The organism is Rhodomicrobium sp. Az07, from assembly GCF_018619475.1.
Classification (GTDB): domain Bacteria; phylum Pseudomonadota; class Alphaproteobacteria; order Rhizobiales; family Rhodomicrobiaceae; genus Rhodomicrobium.
This window is the reverse complement of the sequence record NZ_JAHFZG010000007.1, coordinates 14,750-35,006: the sequence shown is the minus strand read 5'-3', so window position 1 is coordinate 35,006 and position 20,257 is coordinate 14,750. Positions and strand designations below refer to the sequence as shown.

Sequence of the window (20,257 nt, the reverse complement as noted above, 5' to 3'; positions counted from 1 at the left end):
AGGAGCGTGTCAGCCCTTCGCGCGCTGGCGTTCGAGATGGCGACGCAGCGAGGCCGCCGCGTTGATATACGGCTCCTGATACGCCACGCTCCAGTATTTCAGTTCCTCGACGCGGATCGGCTCGCCCGTGACAGCGCAGCGCACATAGGCGCCGTGCTTCAACACCTGAAACTCGCCGTCGAGATAGCGGATTTTAGCTTCCTGCCCGAAGGCGAAGGGGCGCTCCATGCGATTCATCTCTGTCGGTCCCTAAAGCAGCGTGCCCTGCCCGTCCTTGTCTTTGGAAGTCGCGCGCCGGGGTGGCTGTTGCGTGGTCGAGCGTCGACGCGTCGGCGCAGGCTCGGCTTCCGCATCGGCGGCGGCCCTGTGAGCCTGAACGTGACCATCCGCGAATTCGATGTCAAGGGCGGCGGCGGCGGGCACCGATGCGGCGCGGCGTATCACCCGGCCGTCAGCGCCGCGCACGAGCGCGAAGCCGCGTTCGAGCACGCTCTTGTGGCTAAGGCTCTGGAGAAGCTGGCTGAGTGCCGCAACCCGCTGCCTATGGCGCTGCGCGAGGTTCGTCACGGCCTGATCGGCGCGCGCGGCGAGCATGAGCATCCGCTCGATGCCGCGCTGGGTCGGCGTGGCGAGAAGGCCCGCATTGAGCCGATCGGCGCGCACAGTCCAGCGCTCGCGCTTGCGGACGACGACATCGCGGAAAGCCCGCGCGTTGAAGGTGGCGGCGCGGTCGAGACGCTCGCGAGCCTCGACGATGGGGCGAGCGACAAGGCGCGGCGAGAGGCGCACGGCGGACCGTTCGAAGCGTCCGCGCGAGCGCTCCGTGAAATAGATGAGGGCGTGGCCGAGCCGCGCGCCCGCCGTGTCGAGGCGCTGGCGCGGCACCTGAAGAAGCGTGTGCGGGCGTGGCAGCCCTCGTTCCGCGCCGCGAAATTCCGCGCGCATGCGTTCGAGGTTGCGGCGGACGCAGCGTCGCGCGCGCTCGATGCACTCGGCGAGGCGGAGGACGAGATCGGCATGCTTCGGCACGGCCCACTCGGCGGCCTTCGTGGGCGTCGGCGCGCGCGCATCGGCGACGAGATCGATCAGCGTCCAGTCGGTTTCATGGCCGACGGCGGAGATCAGCGGGATGGCGCTCTCGGCGACGGCGCGGACCACGGCTTCCTCGTTGAAGCCCCAGAGGTCTTCGAGGCTGCCGCCGCCACGCGCGACGATCAACAGGTCGGGCCTCGGCAGCGGGCCGAACCCGTCGAGCGCGTTGAATCCGCGGATCGCGGCGGACACTTCCGCGCCGCTGGTTTCGCCCTGCACGCGCACGGGCCACACGATGACGCGCGTCGGGCAGCGCTCGGTGAAGCCGTGCAGCATGTCGCGGATCACCGCGCCCGTGGGCGACGTGACGATGCCGACCACCTCGGGCCAGAACGGCAACGGCCGCTTGCGGCTCTCGTCGAACAGCCCTTCGGCGGCGAGCTTCTTCTTGCGCTCTTCGAGCAGCGCCATGAGCGCGCCCGCGCCCGCCGGTTCGAGTTGCTCGATGACGATCTGATAGCTCGACTTGCCGGGGAAAGTGGTGACGCGGCCGGTGACGATCACCTCAAGCCCTTCCTCGGGCTTGAACTTCAGGTGATTGAACGTGCCGCGCCAGATCACCGCGTCGATGCGCGCCTTGTCGTCCTTGAGGGAGAGATAGGCGTGGCCGGAGGAGTGCGGCCCGCGATAGCCGGAGATTTCACCGCGCAGGCGTACAAGGCCGTAAGCGTCCTCCACCGTGCGCTTGATGGCGAAGGAAAGCTCGGAGACTGTGAATTCCGCGATGTTCGAAAGAAGCTCCGCCTGCATGGGCGATAACATGGACGCGCCCGCGCGCGATGTCCAGAGACGGCGGCGTGTGAGGCGGTGGGTGGCGATGCGCGGCGCGGCGTGCGGTGGTACCGGGCGCTCGCCGCCGAGCGGGGAAGTGGGGAGCGGGCGCGCGCCCGCATCGTGCCTTCGCAGACACCCGGAAACAAAAGACGGCGCCTCTCGGCGCCGCTTCCGAAGTCCGGATGGGGTACGGACTATTTCAGGGGCTCGTAAACGTTGCCGCCGAACTTGTAGTTCAGGCCGAGCTTAACGGTGTGGAAGGTCACGTCGCCCTTGTAGTGGTCGGTGTCGAAGACATTACCGTTAGTTTTTTTGCCTATGACGTGAAAATCTTCGTCTCCAAGATCGACATACAGGTATTCCGTTTTCAGACTCCAGTTTCCGGTGAGTGCGGCTTCCAATCCGCCGCCAGCCGTCCAGCCTGTCAAAGTAGCGTCGGCGTTGCCCTTGTCGGTGACGGCGCCTTCACCATTGCCGAAAACGGTGTTATCCAACTCAACATGGCCCCAAGCGAAGCCACCGGTGACATAAGGCAGCACACCGCCGAACGCGTAGCCGATACGTCCACGCACTGTCCCAAAATAGTCGACCGTTGCATCAAAGGTCTTGGAGTAGGTGCCGGCCCCATTTCCCCAATAGGATTTAGTTGTGAAGGTGTCTTTCCCTTCGATGGCGCTCCCCGAAATGTCGGCTTCGATACCGAGGACAATGCTGCTGATCTGCTTGTTGTAACCGATCTGGCCGCCGCCGAAGCCGCCGTCAAACTGCGTCTTCTGCTTGTCAGCAATGTCGTAAACCGGGGTGCCCGGGTTATAATATACGCGACCATCGAGATCGCCGAAGCCGTAGCCACCATGCACGCCGAGATAGAACCCCGTCCAAGTCGCCGGAGCTTCGTAAACGGGCGCGTCCTTCAGGCTGCCGCCCTTGTAGAGATCGGCCGCGAAAGCCGAAGACGAGAGCGCAACGACGCTCGCCACACCCAAAATGATCTTTTTCATAAATCCCCCAAAAGCCGAGATTGCCACGCACAGGCGTGAGCTATTGAAAGGATTAGCCTCGGGGACATCGGGCGGTTACTAACGTGGGGTTGCGCAACAGGAGCGAGTTGTGCAACCTAAAATTGCCAAGAAAATACCTGCAAGAATTAGAAAGACTTACGCTGTCATGATAGGCCGCGCCTATGATGCAAATGGGCCACAGCTTCGGCTGAATAGTGAAGGTCTTTTGCATACCAGCTCATGGCGCGCTTGCGCGTCCTCATCCCGTTGATTTCGATCAAGAACTTTAGCGCCAAATCTATGGCCACGCCCGCGACCGGACTCCGCGATCAGAATCGTCTTCCCAATCTTGTCGACATGGGCTTTTGTAGCGGCATGTTTTCCCCTCGTCCGCGAGCCGTTCGCCGGGCGAAGCAAGCTTGCGCGCGAGCGCCCAACATCCGCGAAGAGCCCGAAATGTCCGACAAGAAGAGCATCAAGAAAGTCGTCCTCGCCTATTCCGGCGGCCTCGACACGTCGATCATCCTGAAATGGCTGCAAGTCACCTATGGCTGCGAGGTCGTGACCTTCACCGCCGACCTCGGGCAGGGCGAGGAGCTTGAGCCCGCGCGCCGGAAGGCGGAGCTGCTCGGCATCCAGCAGATCTACATCGAGGATCTGCGCGAGGAGTTCGTGCGCGATTACGTGTTCCCGATGTTCCGCGCGAACGCCGTCTATGAAGGCATCTACCTGCTCGGCACGTCGATTGCGCGGCCGCTCATCGCCAAGCGCCAGATCGAAATCGCGCATGAGACGGGCGCTGACGCGGTCTGCCATGGCGCCACCGGCAAGGGCAACGATCAGGTGCGCTTCGAGCTGTCCTATTACGCGCTCGACCCGAACATCACCGTCGTTGCGCCGTGGCGCGAGTGGGATTTCAAGTCGCGCACGGCGCTGATCGACTTCGCGGAGAAGAACCAGATCCTCGTGACGAAGGACAAGCGCGGCGATGCGCCGTTCTCGGTGGACGCGAACCTGCTGCACACCTCGTCCGAGGGCAAGCTGCTCGAAGATCCGGCCATCGAAGCGCCGGACTACGTCTATCAGCGCACCGTTTCGCCCGAAGACGCGCCGAACACGCCCGAAATCATCGAGGTCGGCTTCGAGAAGGGCGACGCGGTGTCGATCGACGGCGAGCGGCTTTCGCCCGCGACGCTGCTCACGCGCCTCAACGACTACGGCAAGAAGCACGGCATCGGGCGGCTCGACCTCGTGGAAAACCGTTTCGTCGGCATGAAGTCGCGCGGCGTGTACGAGACGCCCGGCGGCACGATCCTGCTTCAGGCGCATCGCGGCATCGAGAGCATCACGCTCGACCGAGGCGCGGCGCATCTGAAGGACGAGCTGATGCCGAAATACGCCGAGCTGATCTATAACGGCTTCTGGTTTTCGCCCGAACGCGAGATGCTGCAAGCCGCCATCGACAAGAGCCAGGAGTTCGTCACCGGCACCGTGCGGCTGAAGCTCTACAAGGGAAGCGCGCATGTGGTCGGCCGCGAAAGCCCGTTCTCGCTCTACAATCAGGAGCTTGTGACGTTCGAGGAAGGCGCGGTGGCCTACGATCAGCACGACGCGGCGGGGTTCATCAAGCTGAACGCGCTCAGGCTCCGCCTCACCGGCGCGCGCCGGAACAAGAGCGCGCTGTAAGGCATCCGGTTAGTCCGCCGCGATCGATTTTCATGCAATTCGAGCGTGAGGTCGGAAGGAGGAGGCCGCAGCACGAAGTGCGCATCGCCAAACCGTTCGCGGCGCACAAACGGACCCCGACTGGCAGCGGCACAGCGAGCCGGGATCAGGCCCGTCGAAAAAGACGGGGCGGGCTATCGGCTGGAGGTAGCAGAACGGTTCACCCGCCGGAGGAGGCCGCGTTCACGCTGCCGCCTCTCGCGTCTTGCACTGGCCCTCGGCTTGGCGTACCCATGCGAGCAAACGAGTTTCAGCGGCTCCGCCGTTCGGCGTGGAACGGGCGCGCCGCGGAGGCGGGCAAGGGAGCCGGAAATGGGCCGTTCAATTCTCTCGATCATCTTCGGATCGCGGTCTCCGACCGCCGATGACCTTCTTGCGTTCGCGCCCGTAGTGGAGGCTCCGGCCGCGCCCGTCCGCGTCGAAACCGGGGAGGAGCGCGCCGAGCGCGACCGGCTGGAGGCGCTCTACAAGGATGAAGGCCGGATCGAGGTCGACACGCCGCACCCCACGAACGAGCACGGGCAATGGTTCCTGCCGGGCGCGGGCAAGACCGAGTGGTTCAGGGACATCGAGCAAGGGCCGGAACTGGTCCTCGTGCCGTCGGGCCGCTTCCTGCAAGGCGCGCCGAACGACGAGCCGCAGCGCGAGGCGTGGGAGGTCGGCGCGGAGAGCCCGCAACACGAGACGACGATCCCGAAGCCGTTCGCCATCGGGCGCGCGGCGGTGACGCGCGGAGAGTTCAAGGCGTTCGTCGCGGCGACCGGCCACGACGCGGGCACGCTTCGCAGTCACGGCTTTGCGCAAGACGACAGTCACCCCATCGTCGGCGTGAGCTGGAAGGACGCCACTGCCTATGTCGAGTGGCTCGCCAAGATTGCGCGCAAGCCATACCGGCTGCCCTCCGAGGCCGAATGGGAATATGCCGCCCGCGCAGGGACGACGACGCCGTTCTGGTGGGGCGCGTCGATCACGCCGAATCAGGCGAATTACGACGGCACGCATGTCTACGAAGGCGGCGGCGAGGCGGGCGCGCACCGCAAGGGCACGGTGCCGGTGCTGGAGTTCGAGGCGAACCCGTGGGGCCTGTATCAGGTTCACGGCAATGTCTGGGAGTGGTGCGCGGACAAGTGGCACCGCGGCTATTGGGAGAAGAAGGACCACCTGAAGGCGAGCGGCGGCCCGCAGGTCAACGGCAATTCCGGTCATGTGCTTCGCGGCGGCTCGTGGAACGACGGCCCGCAATTCCTTCGCGCGGCGAGCCGCAGCCGCCTCTACGCCGACATCCGCCTCGGCAATTTCGGCTTCCGCGTCGCGCGCACGCTCGCCTGACGCACGCCGCCCGTCAGAGCGTCACGCGCTGACGGGCAACCGGTGCCGCTGCCTACCCCCGCAACTCCGCCCCCGTCGCCTTCTGCACCTGCGCGACGACCTTCTGCGATACGGCCTCAATCTCGGCCTCGGTGAGCGTGCGGTCCGGCGGCGTGAGCGTCACCTCGATGGCGAGCGACTTCTTGCCTTCCGGCACGCCCTTGCCCTCGAACACGTCGAACATTGCGACGCGGCTGATGAGCGCCTTTTCCGCACCCTCGGCGGCGCGCAGCACCGCGGCGGCCTCGACATCCTTGTCGACGAGGAAGGCGAAGTCGCGCTGGACGGGCTGGAAGCCCGAGATGACGAGCGCGCCCTTGGCGGTGCCCTTCTTGCGTGGCGCGGGCACGGCGTCGAGGACAATTTCGAACACGGCGACCGGGCCGGAAATGTCGAGCACCTTCAGCGTTTCGGGATGAAGCTCGCCGAAATGACCGAGCACGGTTTTCGGCCCGAGCTTCAGCGCGCCCGACCGGCCGGGGTGATACCACGCGGGCGCTTCGCGCGTGACCTGCACGCGGGCCGGGTCGAGCCCAAGCGCTTCGAGCACGGCGAGCGCGTCCGCCTTCGCGTCGAACACGTCGACCGCCTTGCCCGCGCCGTCCCAGTTTCGGCCAGCGCCGCCGAGCCGCGCCGTGCCGGTGCGGACGCCGCTCGCCGCGTTCGCCTGATCCTCCGGCTTCGCGCCCCGGAAAAACTGGCCGACCTCGAACAGCGCCGCATCGGCGAAACCGCGATTGGCGTTCGCGCGCGCCGCTTGCAGAAGGCCGGGCAGAAGGCTCGGCCGCATGTCGGTCATTTCGCTCGAAATCGGGTTGGCGAGCTTCAGCGCGGCCGCGCCGCCGCCGAAGTGCCGCGCCTCGGCCTCGGCGATGAAGGACCAGGTGACGGCTTCGACGAGGCCGCGCGTGGCGAGCGTGCGGCGTGCGGCAAGCACGCGCTTCTGGCTCTGCGTGAGCACGGCGCGCGCGATGCCGGGATCGCGCGGCAGCGGCGTTGACGGGATCCGCTCGGCGCCTGAGAGCCGCACCACCTCTTCCACGAGGTCGGCCGCGCCGTTGATGTCCGGGCGCCATGACGGCGGCGTGACGGTGAAAGTGGGCCCGGTGCCCGCGATGGTGAAGCCGAGATGCTTGAGCGCGGTGGCGATTTCCGCCCCGGAGAAGCGCGCGCCGGACAGTTTTTGCACAAGCGCCGGGTCGAACGCCACGGCGGGCTTGCCGGACGGCGCCACACCGGCCGAAACCGCGTCGCTCGGCTCGCCGCCGCAGAAATCGAGGATCAGCTTCGTCGCCAGCGCCAGCCCCTCGAACTGGCTTTGCGGGTCGATGCCGCGCTCGAAGCGGAAGCGCGCATCCGAATTGATGCCGGTCTTGCGGCCGGTGGCGGCGGTGCGCGCCGGATCGAAATAGGCGCTTTCGATGAAGATCGATGTCGTCGCTTCGGTGGTGCCCGACGCCTCGCCGCCCATGACGCCGCCGAGACCCAGCACGCGCGCCGCATCGGCGATCACGCACATCGTGTCGTCCACTTCATAGGTCTTGCCGTCGAGCGCGACGAAGCTTTCGGCTGGCCGACCGAGACGCGCCGCGATGGGGCCTTCGAGCTTGTCCGCGTCGTAGACGTGGAGCGGGCGGGCGCGGTCGTAGGAGACATAGTTCGTCACGTCCACCGCCGCATTGATCGGGCGCAGGCCGATGGCCTTCAGGCGGCGCTGCATCCATTCGGGCGAGGGACCGACCTTCACGCCGCGCACGAGACGGCCGACGAAATGCGGGCAGGCGTTTTCCGCGCCTTCGGGGAACGGCAATTCGATGGCGATGGGGGAGGGGAATGCGCCGCCCTCGAAGCCTTCCGGCGCGGGCTTCAGCGTGCCGAGCCCAGCCGCCGCGAGGTCGCGCGCAACGCCGCGCACGCCGAGGCAATCGGGGCGGTTCGGCGTGATTGCGATTTCGATCACCGGATCGTCGAGACCGGCGAAATCCACGAAGCGCTTGCCGACATGCTCCGTTGCCGCCTCCGGCAGTTCGATGATGCCGTTATGCTCGGTGGACAGCAGAAGCTCGCGCTCGGAACACATCATGCCGAGCGATTCGACGCCGCGAATGCTCGCCTTGCCGAGCGTCACGTCGAGGCCGGGAACGTAGGTGCCGGGCTGGGCAAACACGCCGAGGAGGCCCGCCCGCGCGTTCGGCGCGCCGCAGACGACCTGCAACACTTCGCTGCCGTTGTCGACCTTCAGCACACGCAGCTTGTCGGCGTTCGGATGCGGCTCCGCCTCCACGACGCGCGCCACGATGAAGCTTTCGAGCTTCGCGGCTTTGTTCTCGATGCCTTCGACTTCGAGGCCGATCAGCGTGAGCTTCGCCGCGATCTCGTCGAGCGTGGCGTCGGTGTCGAGATGGTCCTTGAGCCAGGAAAGCGTGAATTTCATGGGAGTGCGTGCCGTTGGAATATGGGCGGAAATTTCCCGACAGCTTTCCCACGAACGCCCGGCGCTTGCAACAGCGGCGGCACAACGCGCGGTTCAAAAGTGTCGCGTCAGCGTTTGCGCGCCGCCTCGATTTCGGCAATCGCGTCTTCCACCGCGTCGAAAACGAGGAGCGTGGACGCGTGCCGCGCCTTGTATTCGCGCACCATTTCGAGGATCGCGAGGTCGGCCCAGCGCCCGGACGGCGGCTCCCCGCCCTCCTTCAGCATACGCCGCATCTTTGCACCCACCGAGCGAAGCTCCGCCGCCGTCGAGCCGACGATGTTCGCGCCCATGACTGCGGCCGACGTCTGGCCGAGAAGGCAGGCGCGCACGTCCTGCGCATAATCGGTCACGCGGTCGCCCTCCATTCTGAGGTCGACTGTGATGCGCGAGCCGCAAAGTCTCGAATGCGCCGAGGCCGTCGCGTCGGGGGTTTCGAGACGCCCCGAGCGAGGCATGTTCGCCGAAAGCTCAAGCACTCTGCCGGTGTAGATGTCTTCCGGATTGGCCATCTTTGTCCTGAACTGGCGTGCCCGCCCGCCTGAAGCGCGGCGTTGCGGGCTTGCCGCCCTCTGCGTTACGATTATATGCTGTTTTGACGCGATGCATGCAATCGCCTCCTCTTCGAGGTGGTTGCGCGTCCGGTTTCACATCATGCGAGGCCCGTTTCGGGCCCTGTGCAGAGGTTCGCTTCATGGAAAGAAAAGCGTCAGAGCCGGTACCGCCAACGCGGGGACCGCAGGTGGGCTTGCGCGAACCAGGCGACAGGCTCCGTCCGACGCGCGAGGAAGCCGAAGCCGCCGTCCGCACGCTGCTCGCGTGGACGGGCGACGATCCGGCACGCGAAGGGCTGCTCGACACGCCGAAGCGCGTTGTCGACTCCTATGCCGAATATTTCTGGGGCTATGACGGCGATCCGGTCGACGAGCTTTCGCGCACCTTCGAGGATGTGCAGGGCTATGACGACATCGTCATGCTGCGCGACATCGATTTTGCGTCGCATTGCGAGCATCACATGGTGCCGATCATCGGCGTGGCGCATGTCGCCTACATCCCGGACCGGCGCATCGTGGGGATCTCGAAGCTCGCCCGCGTGGTCGACATCTACGCCAAGCGGCTGCAAACGCAGGAGACAATGACGGCGCAGATCGCCGATTGCATTCAGGAGACGCTGAAGCCGAAGGGTGTCGCCGTGATGATCGACGCGCTGCATCAATGCATGACGATGCGCGGCGTTCACAAGAAGGGCACGACCACGATCACCACGCGGTTCACCGGCGTGTTCGGTGAAGACAAGGCCGAGCGCGACCGCTTCATGCAGCTGGTGAACGGCACACGCGTTTTGGCGAGCCGATGAGGGAACAATGAGCACCGATAGCAAACTATCGTTCGCCGCGCCGTCTGCCAGCAAGGCGGAGCTTGAGGAAGGCGCCGCCTTCACGCCGCGCTTCGACGAACACGGCCTGATCGGGGCCATCGTGACGGACGAGGACGGCGGCGACGTGCTCATGTTCGCCTTCATGAACGCGGAGGCGCTGCGGCTCACCATCGAAACGGGCGAGGCGCATTTCTACAGCCGCTCGCGCAAGTCGCTGTGGAAGAAGGGCGAAACGAGCGGCAATGTCTTGCGCGTGCGCGAGCTTCTCACCGACTGCGATCAGGATGTGCTCTGGGTGAAGGTCGAGCTTCAGGGCGAAGCCGCCTGCCACACGGGCCGCCGCTCCTGCTTCTACCGGCGCATCGAGGCGGGCACGGACGGCGTCGCTCTCGAACTCGTTACAAAATAAGATGCTGCGGCAAAGACGTTTAATCCGTTTGTTATCGCAGGATCGGTTACAGTGCGGAGACACCGGTCGAAACGAAGGACCAATGTCAAGTCACCGAACTACAAACCACCGAACCGCGAACCACAGAACCGTCGTCAGAACGTCGCACTTGCTCCTTAAATCCCGTTTCTCATCCGCCGGGATGGCGATTCAGAAGCGGGAAAGGGCATGAGAAAGGCGCAGGTCGGACTTGCTCTCGGAGGCGGCGCAGCGCGCGGACTCGCGCATATCGGCGTGCTGGAAGTTCTGATCGAAGCCGGGTTCGAGCCGGACGTCGTCGCGGGCACGTCGATCGGTGCGGTCGCCGGCGGATATTACGCGGCGGGGCAGCTTGGCGACCTGAAAAGTTTCGCGCGCGAGATGACCATGCGCAAGCTGATCCGGTATCTCGACGTCAACCTCGCGGGATCGAGCCTCGTGTCCGGCAAGCGGCTGGAGAAGACGCTCGCGTCCCACATCGGCGATCTTCACATTGAGGAGCTTCCGAAGAAATTCGCGGCCATCGCCACCGAACTCGGCACTGGGCAGGAGGTGTGGCTTACGAAAGGTTCGCTCGCGGCGGCGCTTCGCGCATCTTACGCGCTGCCGGGCATTTTCAAGCCGGTGCGGATCGGCGGGCGTTGGCTCATGGATGGCGCGCTCGTGAACCCGGTTCCGGTGACGGCGGCGCGAGCGATGGGCGCGAATTTCGTGATCGCGGTAACGCTTCATTCCGGCCACTACGTCCGCAACACCCTGTTCCCCATCGAGGCAGAGGCGTCTTTCGACCAGCCAACGGAGCGAACCGATGTCGACGAGCGAGCGCGGAGAAGCCGTTTCGCGCTGGTACGGCGTCAGATGTGGGGCGGCGGCGGGCGCAAGCGCGACCGCGATGCGTCGCCCGGTATTCCGCGTGTGGTGCTCGAAGCGTTCAACATCACGCAGAACCGCATCGCTCGATCAAGGCTTGCGGGGGATCCGCCGGACGCCACCATCCAGGTTCATCTCGACGGCATCGGCCTGTTCGACTTTCACAAGGCGGAATTCGCCATCGAACAGGGGCGCCTTGCGGCGCAGCGTTATCTTGCGTCGCTTCGGCGCGAAGGCGTCGAGCGGCCGAGCATCAGCGCATAGAGGCGCTTTCGGATGACACGAAACCTCTTGAGCGACATCTTCGCAAAGCCGACGTCCATTTGCGGATCGTGCTCTACACAGCGTCGTGCCGTAAGCAGATGCGGCACCACGCTGTAATCCGCGCCCGCTTACCCGGCGGCGAAATACTGCCGCATCTGCGCCGCTTCGGCCTCCGCCACCTGAAGTTTCGCCTTCACCACGTCGCCGATGGAGACGATGCCCACGAGGCGCTCCTTCTCGGTGACGGGAACATGCCGGAAGCGATGCTCCGTCATCTCCGCCATGACCCAGTCGATGCTGTGATGCTCCGAACAGGTCGAAACGGGGCGCGTCATGTGGTCGGCGACGGTTTCATCGAGGGCGGCCGCTCCGCGCTCGGCGAGGATGCGCACGATGTCCCGTTCCGAGACGATCCCAAGCACGCGGTGCTGCTCGTCAACCACCACGACGGCGCCGATGCGGTTGGCGTGAAGCAGATGAACGATCTCGAAAACCGTTCGATCCGGCAGCACGCTGAGGACCTTGCGGCCTTTGCCTTTGAGAATTCCTGCAACGCTCATGGTATTCCTCCCAGAATACGGTAGCGGCGAGCCTGTTGCCGCGGTGCCCGCCGCATTTTTGCGTTTCGAGCAATCGTCATGATGCCCGCGAAGCGGGAAACGCGCAAGCGATGCCATCGCTCGGGTGTCGCTGACGCGCGCGCGAGGTGAACTTTCCTGTCTCTGTTCGGAAGCAATTCCCGGAACCGAGGAAAGCATTTCGCCCATGGCACTCTGGTGATGCGGTCGGGCTTCGCGGTTGAATGAGTTCGAAGATTTTTCGAACGTGCCGGAACCGTCGGGCGGCGGGGGCGTTATTCACGAAACCGATGGCGTCGGCTCCCTTGCCCCCCAAGTCCCGTCCCCGCCGGCGTCAAAGGAAAAGGCCGGTGCCTTACGCCAAAGCACCGGCCGCTTTTTTGTGTTCAGCTTTCGTGGGTGCCCGCCCACGGCAAACGCGCGATAGGGCTCTTGCGTTCAAACGCTCGCCGCGGCGAGTCCGGCCCGGAAGCGGCGCGCATTGGCCATATAACCTTCCGCCGAACGCCTGAAACCTTCGATCTCGGCCGCCGTGACGTCCCGCGCGATCTTGCCGGGCGCGCCGAGCACGACCGACCCCGCCGGGATCTGCTTGCCCTCGGTAATGAGCGCGCCTGCGCCGATGAGACAATTGTCGCCGATCACGGCGTGGTTGAGGATTGTCGCGCCCATGCCTATGAGGCAGTTGTCGCCGATCATACAGCCGTGCAGCGTGACATGGTGGCCGACGGTGCAGCCACGGCCGACACGCACCGGCGCGCCGAGATCCGTGTGAATCATCGTCATGTCCTGAATATTGGTGCCGTCGCCGATTTCGATGGGATCGTTATCGCCGCGCAAGACCGAACCGAACCACACCGAGGCTTCGCGGCCGAGCAGGATGCGGCCGAGAAGCACGGCGGTCGGGGCGATCCAATAATCGCCTTCGGGCGGCAGCTCGGGAGAAATACCGTCGAGAGCGTAGATCGCCATGGGGCGCCTTTCCTAGTCTTTCAGATCGTCTTCGAGGATAGCCATCTGGAATTGATAGCTTACTTCGTCGTCCTCGTCGTCCTTGTAGATGACGCCGATAAACTCCTCCTTGACGAATACTTCGACGGAGTCTTGCTTTTTCGTGCGTTTCTTGACCTCGATGGCCTCCAGACTGAAGGTTTTCCTGAGGTACTTTTCGAGGGTCTTGATCTCTGCGGGCGTCATTGTGTGCCTGTCTGTTCGGCGCTTTGTTCATAGCAGCCGCAATCACCGTTGAGGGCCTGATCCATCATCCGTGAGGGCTGCGCACAGCCCGCTTCGCCTACCACTCTCGCAGGCACCCCTGCAACAGTCGTTTTCGGCGGCACGTCCTTCAGGACGACGCTGCCGGCTGCGATGCGCGCGCAGTCGCCGACGCGGATGTTTCCGAGGATCTTCGAACCCGCGCCGATCATCACGCCACGGCCGATCTTCGGATGGCGGTCGCCCGTCTCCTTGCCGCTGCCGCCGAGCGTTACGCTATGCAGAAGCGAGGTGTTGTCGCCGATCTCCGCCGTTTCGCCGATGACAATGCCGGACCCGTGGTCGAACATGATGCCGCGCCCGATTTTCGCGGCCGGGTGAATGTCGATCCCGAAGACGCGCGACGACTGGCTTTGCAGATACATCGCGAAATCCAGCCGCCCCTGTTGCCAAAGCGCATGTGCGAAGCGCTGGGTTTCCAGCGCGTGGAAGCCCTTGAAATAGAGGAGCGGGTCGATGAGGCGGCTGCAAGCGGGGTCGCGGTCGTAGACGGCGGAAAGATCCGCGCGGAAGATCGCGCCGAGTTCTCTCTTCGACTCGATCACGCCGAGAAAAATCTGGCGGATGAGATCCGCATCGACATCCTCATGGCCGAGGCGCGAGGCCAGCCGGTGGCAAACCGCCTGTTCGAGCGTGCGCTGGTTCAGCACGGTGGCGTAGATGAATGCGGTAAGTTCCGGTTCGCGGCGCGCGATGTCGTGCGCCTCCTCGCGGATCACTTCCCAGACTGGATCGCAGGCCGCCACACCCGCAGATTTGCGCCTACGGTCGGTTTTCAGCATGTGGCGACAGTCCTCTTGACCCCGAAAAAGTTCCGCGCAGTCTATCCGATCGCGCGGAACTGTGCAAAGTTTTGCCAGTCCTAGACGTTGCATAGAAAATAATCATGGCTGCTCCCGCAGGAAGGCCAGCACGCCGTCCTTGAAGGCGCGGTCGCCGACAGCCTTCATGTGATCGCGGCCGGGAATGTCGAGCGCCCGCGCGCCGGGAATAGCGTCCGCGAGCGGCTTTGCGGGTCCGGCAATGGCGTCGTCGGTGCCGACCGCGACGAGAACCGGCATTTGCAGCAGAGCGAGTTCATCGCCGGAGACCCGGTCGCGCGATGCCACGATACAGGCGGCGAGCGCCGCGCGGTCGCTTCTTGTGCTGTCGGCGAAGATGCGGAATCCGCGTGCGTTCGGGTCGGCGATAGTGGCCGGATCGTCAGCGAGCAGCGCATCCGCGATGGGCTTCGGGTCGCCGACGCCGTGGATCATGTTCGCGCCGAGTCCCGCGAAGATCGCGCGCTTCACCCGCTCGGGATGCGCCAGCGCGAGGAAAGCCGCGATGCGCGCGCCCATGGAATAGCCCATGACATCCGCGCGCGCGATATCGAGATGATCGAGCAGGCGGCGCGCGTCTTCCGCCATCGCGGGCCCGGCGTAGGCGTCGGGTTCGTAGAACTTGCCGCTTGCGCCGTGGCCGCGATTGTCGAAGGTCACGACGCGAAAGCCGTTGCCGGTGAGCCACCCTACCCAGCCGGTATCCTTCCAGTTCGTGGCCGCGTTCGACGCGAAGCCGTGGACCAGCAGGATCGGGTCGCCTTCGCCCTCCACCGTATAGGAGATGTCCACGCCGTCGGACGTAAATACGCTCATGAAAGGGCCTCCAGCCGCGCCGCCGGAATTTCGGCGATGGCGGCGGAAAAGTAAAGCGGGCGGACCATCGTTGAGCGCCAATGTCCCCTTCCTATGCTTCCAAGCCATTTTTTTGCAGACCTGTGTTCAACTTGCTTGAAAAGCCTCTATTGTGGCGGACAGGGAAACAATGAAGCTGCCGCATGCACGGACATGATCACGGAAATGGCCACGGCCATTCGCACAACCACGGCCACATCCACGCCCCGCAAAACTTCCAGTCGGCTTTCGCCATCAGCGTGGCGCTTAATATCGCGCTCGTGGCGGCTCAGGTCGTCTATGGGTTGATCGCGAACTCGGTCGCGCTCCTCGCCGATGCCGGACACAACCTTTCCGACGTCTTCGGCCTTCTGCTTGCCTGGGGCGCGGCGACGGCGGCGAAAAGGCCGCCGACCGAGCGCTTCACCTATGGCTATCGCTCCACCTCGATCCTCGCCGCGCTCGCGAATGCCATCATTCTCCTTATTGCGGTGGGAGCCATCGCGCTGGAAGCGGCGCGCCGGTTTTTCTACCCCGAGCCGGTCGCGGCGGGCGGCGTGATGATCGCGTCCGCCATCGGTATCGTGATCAACGGCGGGACCGCGCTTTTGTTCATGCGCGGCCGACATGGCGACATCAATATTCGCGGCGCTTATCTTCATCTCGCAGCGGACGCGGGCGTGTCGGTCGGCGTGCTGCTGTCGGCGTTTGCGATCTGGCAAACGGGCTCGATGTGGATCGATCCCGCCGTCAGCCTCGTCATCGCCGGCATCATTGTGGCTGGAACCTGGGGATTGTTGCGCGATTCGGTGAACATGGCGCTGCAAGGCGTGCCGCCCGGGATCGATCCGGTGGCGGTGCGCCGTCATCTGGAAGCGCTGCCGGGCGTCGCCTGCATCCACGATCTGCATATATGGGCGATGAGCACCACCGAAACCGCGCTGACCTGTCATCTCGTCATGCCGGAAGGCCATCCGGGCGACGCGTTCATCGCGCGCGCGGCCCACGATCTGCGCGACGAATTCGGCATCGAGCATGTCACGCTGCAAATCGAGCGCGGCGATGCACAGTCCTGTGCTCTCGCGCCCGACAATGTCGTGTGAGCGCCCGAGGCTCGCCCCGCGCTCGCGTCCGTGAACGCTACAAGAGTTCGCGGCGATAACGGCCAAGCAGCCACAGGAAGAACGGTCCGCCGAGCGCGCTCGTGAGGATGCCGACCGGCAGTTCCGCAGGCGCTACGGCTGTCCGCGCGATGAGGTCGGCCGAGACGAGCAGCAACGCTCCGAGCAGCGCCGAACCCGGCAGCACCACGCGGTGATCCGCGCCCGCGAACAGGCGCACGATGTGCGGCGCGGCGAGCCCGACGAACCCGATGATGCCGGAGACCGCCACGGCCGCGCCCGCGCCGAGCGCCGACAGCATGATGACCTGATTCTTGAGGCGGCCCGCGTTCACGCCGAGATGTTCCGCCTCGCGCTCGCCGAGCAGATAGACGTTCAGCACCGGCGCGAGGCGCAAGAGCAGCACCGACGCCGCGATCATGGCGATTGCGGCCGGGATCAGGCTCGCCCAGTTCGTGCGGCCGAGGCTGCCGAGCGTCCAGAACGTCACCTGGCGAAGCTGTTCGTCCGTGCTCGCGAAGGAAAGATAGCCGAGCGCTGCGCCCGCAATCGCGTTGATCGCGATGCCTGCGAGAATCAGCGACGAGCCGGACAGCGCGCCCGCCCGCCGCGACAGGGTATAGACGCCGAGCAGCGCCGCGATGCCGCCGCCGAACGCGGCCACGGGAAGGGCAAACGGTCCGGCGATGGCAAGCGCGCCCGGCATGACGGCATTGCCAAGTACGATCACGAACGCGACGCCGAGCGCCGCGCCGCTCGACACGCCGATGATGCCGGGATCGGCCAGCGGGTTGCGGAACAGCCCCTGCAGCGCAGCGCCGGACAGACCCAGCACCGCGCCGACGCACAAGCCGAGCACGAGGCGCGGCATGCGGATCGATTGCACGATCTCGCCATATTGCCCTTCAGCGTCGTGAAAGGGCGAGAGCGAGCCGAAGACGTCCCCGAGCGGAATCGGAACCGCTCCGATGACCAGGGCCGCGAGGGATGCGACGCACAGCCCCCCCGCGAGGCACACGAGGAAAAGCCGTCTTGTCCGGATCTGCGCCGCGCGCATGTCGCGGATGCGGGCAGTCACGTCGATGGCGGCGCTTGTCACAGCGCTCCTTTCTCCGCCGCTTTCTCGCGGATGGCGTGGGCGAAGTCGGACAATGCCTGCGGCAGGCGCGGGCCGAAGCTCAGGAGATAACTGCCTTCGCGGCCGAAGATGCGCTTTTCCTTCGCGGCGGGTGTGAGCCGGAGCGCGGCATTGCTTGCGACGGCGTCGACGCCGCCCATCTCTCGAAGCGTCTGATCCATCAGCCCGATGGCTTCGGGTGATGCTGCTGCGGCGGCTTCGAGCGAGATCGGCTTGTAGCCTGTGTGCGCGGCGAAAACGTTCTCGCCGCCCGCGAGCTTGATCAGCGCGTCCGCCGCGGTTCCGGTCCCGGCGGCCATCGGCGGCCCGCTCCCGGCGGTGATGATGAAGAGAACGCGCGGGTGGCCCGGCATGCCGGCAACCTCGGATCTCGCCTTCGTGAGGTCTTGCTGAAGCTTTGCGGTGAGCGCGGCGCCCGCCGCCTTCGCGTCGAGCGCATCGGCGATGGCCGTCACTTTCTGGATAAGACCGTCGACGCTGTGCGGATCGGGGACGCGCACGACGCGCACGCCTGCGGATTCGATCTGTTTCAGCACCTCGGCGGGACCGGCCCCGGCGGAAGCGATCACGACGTCTGGCCTGAGCGAAAGCACGCCCTCCGCGCCGAGCTGGCGCATATAGCCGACATCGGGCACGCGTCCGGCCTCCGGCGGAAAGGTGGAGGTGGTGTCCCGCCCGACGACGCGCTCCCCTTCGCCGAGCGCGAAGACGATCTCGGTGACGTCACCGCCGACGGTGACGACCCGCTTTCCGCTTTCGGCCGCGCGTGCGGCGGGGAGCGTGGCCAGAACAAAAGCGGCCATAAGCAAAAGGAGCCGCAATGAAGTCGCAGGCTTCATTCGAACCTCTCTAAGCAGCATGAGGAAGGGGGAGGCTTGCCACGATCGCGTGCCAAACCGGGGATTGAGGGTGACCGGGGGCAAGGATCCGCACGATGCGGAGCCCTTGCGCGTCAAAAAGTTCGAGCGAGGTAACGATCCCGTCGGCGTATGGTTCGTGCACCACCCACGCGGCATCGATGGCGTCTTCATGCAGGTGCATGTTGAAGCGCGGGTCGAGGATGTTGTACCAGGGGCCGGTGGCCATGACCTTCGAGATCGGTCCGGTGTAGCTCTGGATCGCACCGGAATTTTCCACGACGACGCTGATCGGCGTGGCCGTTTCCGCCGCCTTTTCGAGCAGGATGCGGAGTGCGCGCGGCGCGACGCGGGTGCGGTCGCCGTCTGCGGGAGCGGCGGGCCTAGGCGCGTCCGCCGGCATCACGTCGAGTTCATCGGACTGTTCGGCATGCATGAAGCGCCCGACGATGGCATCGAAGGCGTCGCGGTCGGTATTCTCGGTGAGATAGACCTTGTGCACCGCAATGCCGCCTGCGTCGAAAAACTGAAGGCTGGTCATGATCATGCCCATCTCGCCCTCGTCGGTGAGCTTGTAGGCGTGCCGCCAGCGGTGCAGGAAGAGCTGGAGGTCCAGACCTCCGCCGCGCACGATGCCCCGCTCGCCTTCGATGGCGACGGTTTCGAACGTGCCGTGCTTCTCGTGGACGCAATGCTCGTTGCGCGTGAGCGCCAGCACCTCGCCCACGCCGGAAAGCGCGAGAAGCATACCGGGGAAATCGGGTTGCAGGCGGATCGCCTCGTGACCGACCTTCGCCGCCACGAACTCCGCCTCGCTGACGCCGAGACGCGTGGCGGCATCGCGCGCGCGAAGCTTTTCCTCTTCCCTCAGCCGAAGCATGGCTTCCCTGAGTGCGCCGCCCCGAAGCCGCTTGCCACGGGCCGGGATGTCGTCGTCCAACATCCGGTCCTCCTCGCCCTGAATTTGCGGCAGTATAGTCTGCCGCGAGGGCAGTTTTCAATGGTAAATATCTAATTTAGAACGATAATATGTTTAATATAGAGCAAATACTGCGTGGACCGGAAGCGCCGTCAGGCTGCGAAACTCGGCGCTCGGGCGAGGAGGGACGTGTGCTCAAAGATTTTGAACGATGGATCTTGCGTGAGGTTATCGCGCGGATGAGCGCGACCGCCGGAACGCCAAGCGTCAACCGCCGGTTGGCGGTCGCTCCGTCTCCTGCTAAAGCGGAGCTAGCGAAGCGCGCGGAGGCTGACGATGGACCTGATGGCGATTGCGTTCCCGTTCAACGACCCGGTGGCGGTGCATATCGGGCCGCTCGGCGTGCGCTGGTATGGCCTCGCCTACATGGCCGGGCTTTTGCTCGGCTGGCTCTATATGCGGCAGCTCTGCGCGAACGCGCGGATATGGGGTGGGTCATCGCCGATCACATCGTATCAGGCCGACGATTTCCTGTTCTGGGCGACGCTCGGCACCGTGCTGGGCGGGCGGCTCGGCTTTTTCCTCCTTTATGAACCGTCGACGCTTCTTGCCGATCCCTTGCGCTTTTTCCGCATCTGGGAAGGCGGCATGGCGTTTCACGGCGGGCTGCTTGGCGTCGGCTTCGCGATCTGGATTTTCGCGCGGCTGAACCGCATTCCCGTGCGCTCGCTGATGGATTTGTCGGCGGCGGCGGTGCCGTTCGGGCTGTTCTTCGGGCGGCTGGCGAATTTCATAAACGGCGAGATTTACGGGCGACTCGCCGATGTTCCGTGGGCGGTGGACTTTCCCGCGCGCGTGCTGCTGGCGGGCGACGCCGCCGGGCCGCGCCATCCGACGCAGCTTTACGAGGCCGCGCTTGAGGGCGTCGTGATGTTCCTTCTGCTGCGCTACTTCACGCACACGCGGCTTGCGCTGCGGGCGCCGGGGTTTGTGACCGGCGTCTTCCTCGCGGCGTATGGCGTATTCCGCATCATCGCGGAGTATTTCAAGGAGTGGGACTACGGCCAGTTCTTCACGACGGCGTATTTCTCGGAGGGCGTGGTGTATTCGCTGCCGATGATCGCGCTCGGGGTTTGGTTCGTGGCGACGGCGCGGCGGGGGAGGGCGGTTGAGCCCGTTCGAGTCTGAAAAGAGCAGGGAGGCAAGCAAGCGCGCCGGATTTTCCCACCTGCTTCTTTCGCGCTGCTGACCGGCGAGAAAGTTGCAGTTCATGCGTGACGCATCCAACCTTTTCAAGGCGCATCTGCTTTGGACGATGGCCTGAAGGGGCGCCAGTCTTGAT

The 20,257-nt window shown here is 65.0% G+C and carries 20 protein-coding genes; 7 read left to right on the top strand and 13 right to left on the bottom strand.

Annotation, left to right across the window (positions count from 1 at the left end; translation table 11 throughout):
- Positions 1-9 precede the first annotated feature (9 nt).
- The 3 genes from KKP04_RS06905 to KKP04_RS06895 all read right to left on the bottom strand — a co-directional run bounded on the left by KKP04_RS06905 (position 10) and on the right by KKP04_RS06895 (position 2,867).
- Positions 10-237 carry a DUF2093 domain-containing protein gene (locus KKP04_RS06905; RefSeq protein ID WP_215028393.1) on the bottom strand — a complete coding sequence of 76 codons (228 nt, stop codon included), beginning with the start codon at positions 235-237 and terminating at the stop codon, positions 10-12.
- A gap of 12 nt (positions 238-249) precedes the next feature.
- The gene (xseA, locus tag KKP04_RS06900; RefSeq protein ID WP_251133954.1) at positions 250-1,854 is read right to left on the bottom strand and encodes an exodeoxyribonuclease VII large subunit; all 1,605 of its coding nucleotides are present in this window, start codon (positions 1,852-1,854) and stop codon (positions 250-252) included.
- Between the two features lie 206 nt (positions 1,855-2,060).
- A complete protein-coding gene (locus KKP04_RS06895; protein ID WP_215028391.1) occupies positions 2,061-2,867 on the bottom strand; it encodes an outer membrane protein in 807 nt (268 codons plus the stop codon).
- A gap of 456 nt (positions 2,868-3,323) precedes the next feature.
- Between KKP04_RS06895 and KKP04_RS06890 the strand changes: the two genes are divergently transcribed.
- Positions 3,324-4,553: an argininosuccinate synthase gene (locus KKP04_RS06890; RefSeq protein WP_215028389.1), complete on the top strand. Its 1,230-nt coding sequence runs from the start codon at positions 3,324-3,326 to the stop codon at positions 4,551-4,553.
- Between the two features lie 351 nt (positions 4,554-4,904).
- A complete protein-coding gene (locus tag KKP04_RS06885; protein WP_215028386.1) occupies positions 4,905-5,921 on the top strand; it encodes a formylglycine-generating enzyme family protein in 1,017 nt (338 codons plus the stop codon).
- Positions 5,922-5,973: 52 nt separating this feature from the next.
- On the opposite strand, the gene pheT is transcribed toward KKP04_RS06885, so the two are convergent.
- Together pheT and KKP04_RS06875 are read right to left on the bottom strand one after the other, a co-directional pair.
- Positions 5,974-8,394, bottom strand: coding sequence for a phenylalanine--tRNA ligase subunit beta (gene pheT / locus KKP04_RS06880; protein WP_215028384.1), 2,421 nt, complete (start codon positions 8,392-8,394; stop codon positions 5,974-5,976).
- Between the two features lie 107 nt (positions 8,395-8,501).
- A complete protein-coding gene (locus tag KKP04_RS06875; protein WP_215028382.1) occupies positions 8,502-8,945 on the bottom strand; it encodes an iron-sulfur cluster assembly scaffold protein in 444 nt (147 codons plus the stop codon).
- A gap of 182 nt (positions 8,946-9,127) precedes the next feature.
- On the opposite strand from KKP04_RS06875, the gene folE reads away from it, so the two are divergent.
- The 3 genes from folE (at position 9,128) to KKP04_RS06860 (ending at position 11,372) form a co-directional block, all read left to right on the top strand.
- The gene (gene folE / locus KKP04_RS06870) at positions 9,128-9,790 is read left to right on the top strand and encodes a GTP cyclohydrolase I FolE (protein ID WP_251133953.1); all 663 of its coding nucleotides are present in this window, start codon (positions 9,128-9,130) and stop codon (positions 9,788-9,790) included.
- Positions 9,791-9,797: 7 nt separating this feature from the next.
- Positions 9,798-10,220: a phosphoribosyl-AMP cyclohydrolase gene (gene hisI, locus KKP04_RS06865; RefSeq protein ID WP_215028380.1), complete on the top strand. Its 423-nt coding sequence runs from the start codon at positions 9,798-9,800 to the stop codon at positions 10,218-10,220.
- A 207-nt stretch (positions 10,221-10,427) separates the two neighbouring features.
- Positions 10,428-11,372, top strand: a complete 945-nt coding sequence (locus tag KKP04_RS06860) for a patatin-like phospholipase family protein (RefSeq protein WP_215028378.1) — start codon at positions 10,428-10,430, stop codon at positions 11,370-11,372.
- 128 nt (positions 11,373-11,500) lie between these two features.
- On the opposite strand, the gene KKP04_RS06855 is transcribed toward KKP04_RS06860, so the two are convergent.
- The 5 genes from KKP04_RS06855 to KKP04_RS06835 all read right to left on the bottom strand — a co-directional run bounded on the left by KKP04_RS06855 (position 11,501) and on the right by KKP04_RS06835 (position 14,862).
- Entirely contained in the window at positions 11,501-11,932 is a 432-nt protein-coding gene (locus KKP04_RS06855) for a CBS domain-containing protein (RefSeq protein ID WP_215028376.1), read from the bottom strand.
- A gap of 456 nt (positions 11,933-12,388) precedes the next feature.
- On the bottom strand, positions 12,389-12,922 hold the full coding sequence (locus KKP04_RS06850) for a gamma carbonic anhydrase family protein (RefSeq protein ID WP_215028374.1): 534 nt from the start codon (positions 12,920-12,922) through the stop codon (positions 12,389-12,391).
- A gap of 12 nt (positions 12,923-12,934) precedes the next feature.
- Complete coding sequence (locus KKP04_RS06845) at positions 12,935-13,147, bottom strand: DUF3126 family protein (RefSeq protein WP_215028372.1); 213 nt, start codon at positions 13,145-13,147, stop codon at positions 12,935-12,937.
- Positions 13,144-14,007, bottom strand: coding sequence for a serine O-acetyltransferase (cysE, locus tag KKP04_RS06840; RefSeq protein WP_215028371.1), 864 nt, complete (start codon positions 14,005-14,007; stop codon positions 13,144-13,146). Before cysE ends, KKP04_RS06845 begins: the two co-directional genes overlap by 4 nt.
- A 102-nt stretch (positions 14,008-14,109) precedes the next feature.
- Positions 14,110-14,862, bottom strand: coding sequence for an alpha/beta fold hydrolase (locus KKP04_RS06835; protein ID WP_215028369.1), 753 nt, complete (start codon positions 14,860-14,862; stop codon positions 14,110-14,112).
- Positions 14,863-15,044: 182 nt separating this feature from the next.
- Here KKP04_RS06835 and KKP04_RS06830 point away from each other — a divergent pair, with 182 nt between their 5' ends.
- Positions 15,045-15,983: a cation diffusion facilitator family transporter gene (locus tag KKP04_RS06830; protein ID WP_215028366.1), complete on the top strand. Its 939-nt coding sequence runs from the start codon at positions 15,045-15,047 to the stop codon at positions 15,981-15,983.
- Between the two features lie 37 nt (positions 15,984-16,020).
- Here KKP04_RS06830 and KKP04_RS06825 read toward each other — a convergent pair whose 3' ends face one another.
- From KKP04_RS06825 to KKP04_RS06815, 3 genes are read right to left on the bottom strand one after another with little or no spacing between them, the layout of a single operon-like run.
- A complete protein-coding gene (locus KKP04_RS06825; RefSeq protein WP_215028364.1) occupies positions 16,021-17,100 on the bottom strand; it encodes an iron ABC transporter permease in 1,080 nt (359 codons plus the stop codon).
- On the bottom strand, positions 17,097-17,942 hold the full coding sequence (locus KKP04_RS06820) for a hemin ABC transporter substrate-binding protein (RefSeq protein ID WP_215028362.1): 846 nt from the start codon (positions 17,940-17,942) through the stop codon (positions 17,097-17,099). The genes KKP04_RS06825 and KKP04_RS06820 overlap by 4 nt, the downstream gene beginning before the upstream one ends.
- A gap of 46 nt (positions 17,943-17,988) precedes the next feature.
- Positions 17,989-18,939, bottom strand: coding sequence for a ChuX/HutX family heme-like substrate-binding protein (locus KKP04_RS06815; protein WP_215028356.1), 951 nt, complete (start codon positions 18,937-18,939; stop codon positions 17,989-17,991).
- A gap of 312 nt (positions 18,940-19,251) precedes the next feature.
- Between KKP04_RS06815 and lgt the strand changes: the two genes are divergently transcribed.
- Entirely contained in the window at positions 19,252-20,103 is an 852-nt protein-coding gene (lgt, locus tag KKP04_RS06810; protein WP_215028354.1) for a prolipoprotein diacylglyceryl transferase, read from the top strand.
- The last annotated feature ends 154 nt before the right edge of the window (positions 20,104-20,257 follow it).